Below are 4,336 nucleotides of genomic sequence, written 5' to 3'. Positions count from 1 at the left end.
GCGGAACTCGTGCCGGATGGCGCCTCCGTCATCATCGATTCAGGCAGTACCACCCAGGCCGTGGCGCGCGCGCTGACCAGCCGGCATAAACTCTCCGTGTACACCAACGACTGGCGCATCGCGCTGCTGCTTGGCCGCCGTAACGATAACCGCGTCACATTGCTCGGCGGGGAACTGTCGGACAATGAGGACGCCACCTTTGGCCTCGACACGGTCCATCAGTTGACTCAGTATCACGCGGATTTTGCCTTCGTCGGAGCGGGCGGCATCTCGCCCGAAGCGTGGCTGACCGACTACACCCGCATGGCCGCCGAGGTGCGCAGCCGGATGATCGCGGCTGCCAACATGGTCGTCGTCGTGGCGGACAACTCGAAGTTCGGGCGCGTCACGCCGGTGCGCATCAACGGCTTCGAGAGCGCCCGCTATCTCGTCACGGAGCTCGCTCCCGAGCGCACGCTCGCCAAGGCAATCGCTGCCCGCGGCCCGGAACTGCTGATTGCCTGATGGCCAGCGCTGGGCGCCGGAGCGGCGCCCAGTCCCTTACCGGACGCTCAGCCCAAGCGTGGAAAGCGTGCGCGCAATAGCGGCGACCGCGTTGTGCATCTCATTGGCGTCAATCGCGCCGATGCAGCCCACGCGGAACGTCTCCACCTGCGTCAGCTTGCCCGGATACAGCACGTAGCCGGCATCACGCACCGCCGCATAGAAATCGGCAAAATTCCATGCCGGATCACGCGGCGCGTGAAACGTGACGATCACCGGCGCCTGCACCTCCGATCTCAGGAAGGTTTCAAACCCGAGCGCTTTCATCGCCTCCACCAGCGCCGCGCAGTTGCGCGTGTAGCGTGCCCCGCGCGCCGGCTGGCCGCCTTCTGCAATGAACTGGTCAAGTGCGGTGCGCAACGCGGCGAGGACATGGGTCGGTGGGGTGAAACGCCATTGCGTGGTCTTCTGCATGTAGGCGTATTGATCGTAGAGATCCAGCGCAAGTGACGGCGAGCGGCCTTCGCACGCTTCCAGCAGACTGCGGCGCACAATCACAAAGCCCATCCCCGGCACGCCTTCGAGGCACTTGCCGCTCGCCGAGACCAGCGCGTCGATACCGCCTTGGCGCAAATCGATTGGCAACGCGCCAAACGAACTCATTGCATCGACGATCAGGCGTTTGCCGTGCCGCTGACACACAGCAGCGATATCGTCGAGCGGATTGAGCAGCCCCGCGCTGGTTTCCAGGTGGACCTGCGCCACGTGCGTGATGCGCGCGTCGCGGTTGAAAGCGTCTTCGATCGCCGCGGCGCTGACGGGCTCATTCTCGGGCAGGGCGAGTTCAACATACGCAATACCCATGCGCTGCAAAATGCGGATGATGCGCGTGCAGTACGCGCCGTTGTTGGGGACCAGCACGCAGCCCTGACGCGGCACCAGCGTGCCGATGGCAGCCTCTACAGCAAACGTGCCGCTGCCTTGCAGCGGCACGCAAACGTAATCATTTTCGCCATGTACGATCTGCAGCAGATCGGCACACACGGACTGGGTCATACGGTTGAACGCCGCATCCCACGAACCCCAGTCGCGCAACATGGCCTGGCGCGTCGCCGGCGAAGTCGTCAGGGGTCCCGGGGTGAGCAGGATCGGATCGTTTCCAAGAATCACACAGCCTCCGTCATCAAAAAATGCGTCGCGATGAGCACCTGTTGGCGCACATGGCATCGTGCATATTATTGGCGAATTGTGTCATTTTTTGGAAATGGAGAAAATAGTCACGTCGCTGTCATGCAAACCTGTGATCCTTGCGATGCCGGTTCAGGCAAGGCGGACAGCGCGCGATTCGTTAGTAGGCTGTTAGTCTGGCTGGACCCACAGCAGCAAGGTTGTCAGCAATCTGCAATCGCACCGGGCTGGCTGTGGGCGAACGTAAGCGGCGCGGCGCTACCGCCGCCACATCAAAAACAGGTTTTGGGTTTACCCGACCATTCGGGTTTTTGCCTTTCGGAGAGCGACATGAAAAAGACGAATCACCTTCGCGCGACTGCCAGCATCGTCCGCAAAACGCTGCCGGCCCTCGTCGTGGCTGCTGCATTTGGCGGCGCGGCGTTGCCCGCCCAGGCCGCCGACGCGGTGGTGCTGTACACGGCAGATGGACTTGAGAATCTCTACAAGGATGTGCTGCCTGCCTTCGAAAAGAAGGAAGGCGTCAAGGTCAATATCGTCACGGCAGGCAGCGGTGAAGTGGTGAACCGCGCCACCATCGAGAAGGATGCTCCGAAGGGCGACGTGCTCGTCACGCTGCCGCCGTTCATCCAGCAGGCCGATCAGGCTGGGCTGCTGCAGGCTTACCAGAGCGCCAACTACAAGAACGTGCCGGCGATCGCCAAGGCGCCGAACGGTGCGTGGGCGACTTTCGTCAACAACTACTTCTCGTTCGCGATCAATCCGGATGTGGTGAAGACCCAGCCGAAGACCTTCGCCGACCTGCTGCACCCGGATTACACGGGCAAGGTGGCCTACTCGAATCCGGCTACGGCTGGCGACGGCATGGCGGTGATCATTTTGACCACGTCGCTGATGGGCGAAGACAAGGCGTTCGATTATCTGAAGAAGCTCGAACAGAGCGCCAAGTTCCACACCAAGGGTACGGGCTACCTCGACGTGCTGCTCTCGCGTAACGAAATCTCGGTGGCCAACGGCGACCTGCAGATGGATCTGGACGACGCGGCCAACGGCGGCCTGACGCTCAAGCCGATCTTCCTGGCGGCAACGCCCGGCGGCAAGCCGACTACGTTCCAGTTGCCGTATGCGATCGGCCTGATCAAGAACGGTCCGAACCAGGCTGAAGGCAAGAAGCTGATCGACTATCTGATGTCGACAGACGTGCAGTCCAAGGTGCCGGACATCTTCGGTATCCCGGGCCGTACGGACGTTCCGCTGACGGGCAAGAACGGCGAAGCGGTCAAGCAGGCGATTGCCGGCGTGAAGCTGATTCCGGTGGACTGGAACCAGGTCATGGCGAAGAAGGCCGACTGGACGGCACGCTGGAAGAACGACGTGATCGGCGACTCCGGCAAGCAGGTTGAAGTCGTCAAGCCGGCGCAATAAGGCCCGGCTGTTAGTCTCGACGTGGGCGGCGCGGGTTGTGGCCGCTTCACGTCAACTGCGTCTGATTGTTTCTGCTGTTTCTGCTTTCCGTTCGCTGTACGTTGTTACCGCACTACCCAAGTTGGAGGACGAACCCGGTGAATACCGCAACTCTTGCCCATGCTGACGCGCTGGGCGCTTCACCGGAGGCGCTCAACGCAGCGCAGCCGGGCACGCCGGGCGGCGTGCAGATCGAGAATCTGACTGTGCGCTTCGGTACGCGCACGGTGCTCGACGACCTGTCGCTGAACATCGAGCGCGGCGAATTGCTGACCGTCCTCGGCCGCAGCGGTTGCGGCAAGACCACGTTGCTGCGTTTCATCGCCGGGTTTATCGAAGCGGATGGTCTCGCCGGTACGTTGACCGTAGCCGGCCACGACCTCACGCATGTACCGCCGCATAAGCGCAATCTGGGCTTGCTGTTTCAGAGCTACGCGCTGTTTCCGCATCTGTCAGTATTCGAAAACGTGGCGTTTGGCTTGCGCGCGCGGCGCGAGTCGTCAAAGGAAATTGCCCGCCGCGTGGCGGACGCGCTCAAGCTCGTGCAGCTAGGCGATGCTGGGCACGTGATGCCGGCGCAACTGTCCGGCGGCATGCAACAGCGCGTCGCGCTGGCGCGCGCGCTGGTGATCGAGCCAGATGTGCTGCTGCTCGACGAACCGCTTTCCGCACTCGACGCCAATCTGCGCGCGTCGGTGCGTTCTGAACTGAAGTCACTCCATGAGCGGCTGCCGAATCTGACCATCGTGTGCGTGACCCACGATCAGGACGACGCACTGGTGCTGTCCGACCGCACGCTGCTGATGCGCGAAGGACACATCGCGCAGCTGGGTACGCCCCAGCAGTTGTACGACGCTCCCAATGACAGTTTCGTGGCGCGCTATCTCGGCGCGGCCAATCTGCTGCCGCCGCACGTGGCGTTCCCCCTTGGCGATGCACGCTACAACACGCGTGACCGGGTTGCATGTCTGCGGCCCGAGGCATTGCGTATCGTGCCGCTCGGCGAAGGACAAGTGCACGGCGTGATTACGTCGGTGGAGTGGTATGGGGCAGTCCTGTCAGTGTCGGTCACGCTCGATGCGATGCCCAATGAGACCGTGCTGGTCTCGATGCAACGGGGTCACGGCATGTCGCCGGAGAAAGGTGCGCGTATCTCCCTGAAATATGAGGCAGACGATGTCGTCCTTATTCAGCCCTGAAG

At 62.3% G+C, this 4,336-nt stretch carries 4 protein-coding genes; 3 read left to right on the top strand and 1 reads right to left on the bottom strand.

Annotated elements, in window-relative coordinates:
• A partial coding sequence (locus WCA85_RS18235) for a DeoR/GlpR family DNA-binding transcription regulator (RefSeq protein ID WP_424066279.1) occupies positions 1–504 on the top strand: 504 nt, incomplete at its 5' end.
• 36 nt (positions 505–540) lie between these two features.
• On the opposite strand, the gene WCA85_RS18230 is transcribed toward WCA85_RS18235, so the two are convergent.
• Positions 541–1,710 (bottom strand): 2-aminoethylphosphonate--pyruvate transaminase, encoded by a 1,170-nt coding sequence (locus WCA85_RS18230; protein ID WP_424066278.1) that lies wholly within the window; start codon positions 1,708–1,710, stop codon positions 541–543.
• A gap of 291 nt (positions 1,711–2,001) precedes the next feature.
• On the opposite strand from WCA85_RS18230, the gene phnS reads away from it, so the two are divergent.
• Together phnS and phnT are read left to right on the top strand one after the other, a co-directional pair.
• The gene (phnS, locus tag WCA85_RS18225) at positions 2,002–3,096 is read left to right on the top strand and encodes a 2-aminoethylphosphonate ABC transporter substrate-binding protein (RefSeq protein ID WP_424066277.1); all 1,095 of its coding nucleotides are present in this window, start codon (positions 2,002–2,004) and stop codon (positions 3,094–3,096) included.
• Between the two features lie 137 nt (positions 3,097–3,233).
• Positions 3,234–4,334 (top strand): 2-aminoethylphosphonate ABC transport system ATP-binding subunit PhnT, encoded by a 1,101-nt coding sequence (phnT, locus tag WCA85_RS18220; RefSeq protein ID WP_424066276.1) that lies wholly within the window; start codon positions 3,234–3,236, stop codon positions 4,332–4,334.
• Positions 4,335–4,336: the final 2 nt, after the last annotated feature.

Source organism: Paraburkholderia sp. (assembly GCF_049581445.1).
GTDB lineage: Bacteria > Pseudomonadota > Gammaproteobacteria > Burkholderiales > Burkholderiaceae > Paraburkholderia.
The sequence above is the reverse complement of the archived record's forward strand: the minus strand, read 5'-3'. Positions and strand labels throughout refer to the sequence as shown.

Coding starts and splice junctions, on each gene's coding strand:
- WCA85_RS18230 (WP_424066278.1), bottom strand. CDS start 1,710: ATGCCATGTGCGCCAACAGGTGCTCATCGCGACGCATTTTTTGATGAC.
- phnS (WP_424066277.1), top strand. CDS start 2,002: ATGAAAAAGACGAATCACCTTCGCGCGACTGCCAGCATCGTCCGCAAA.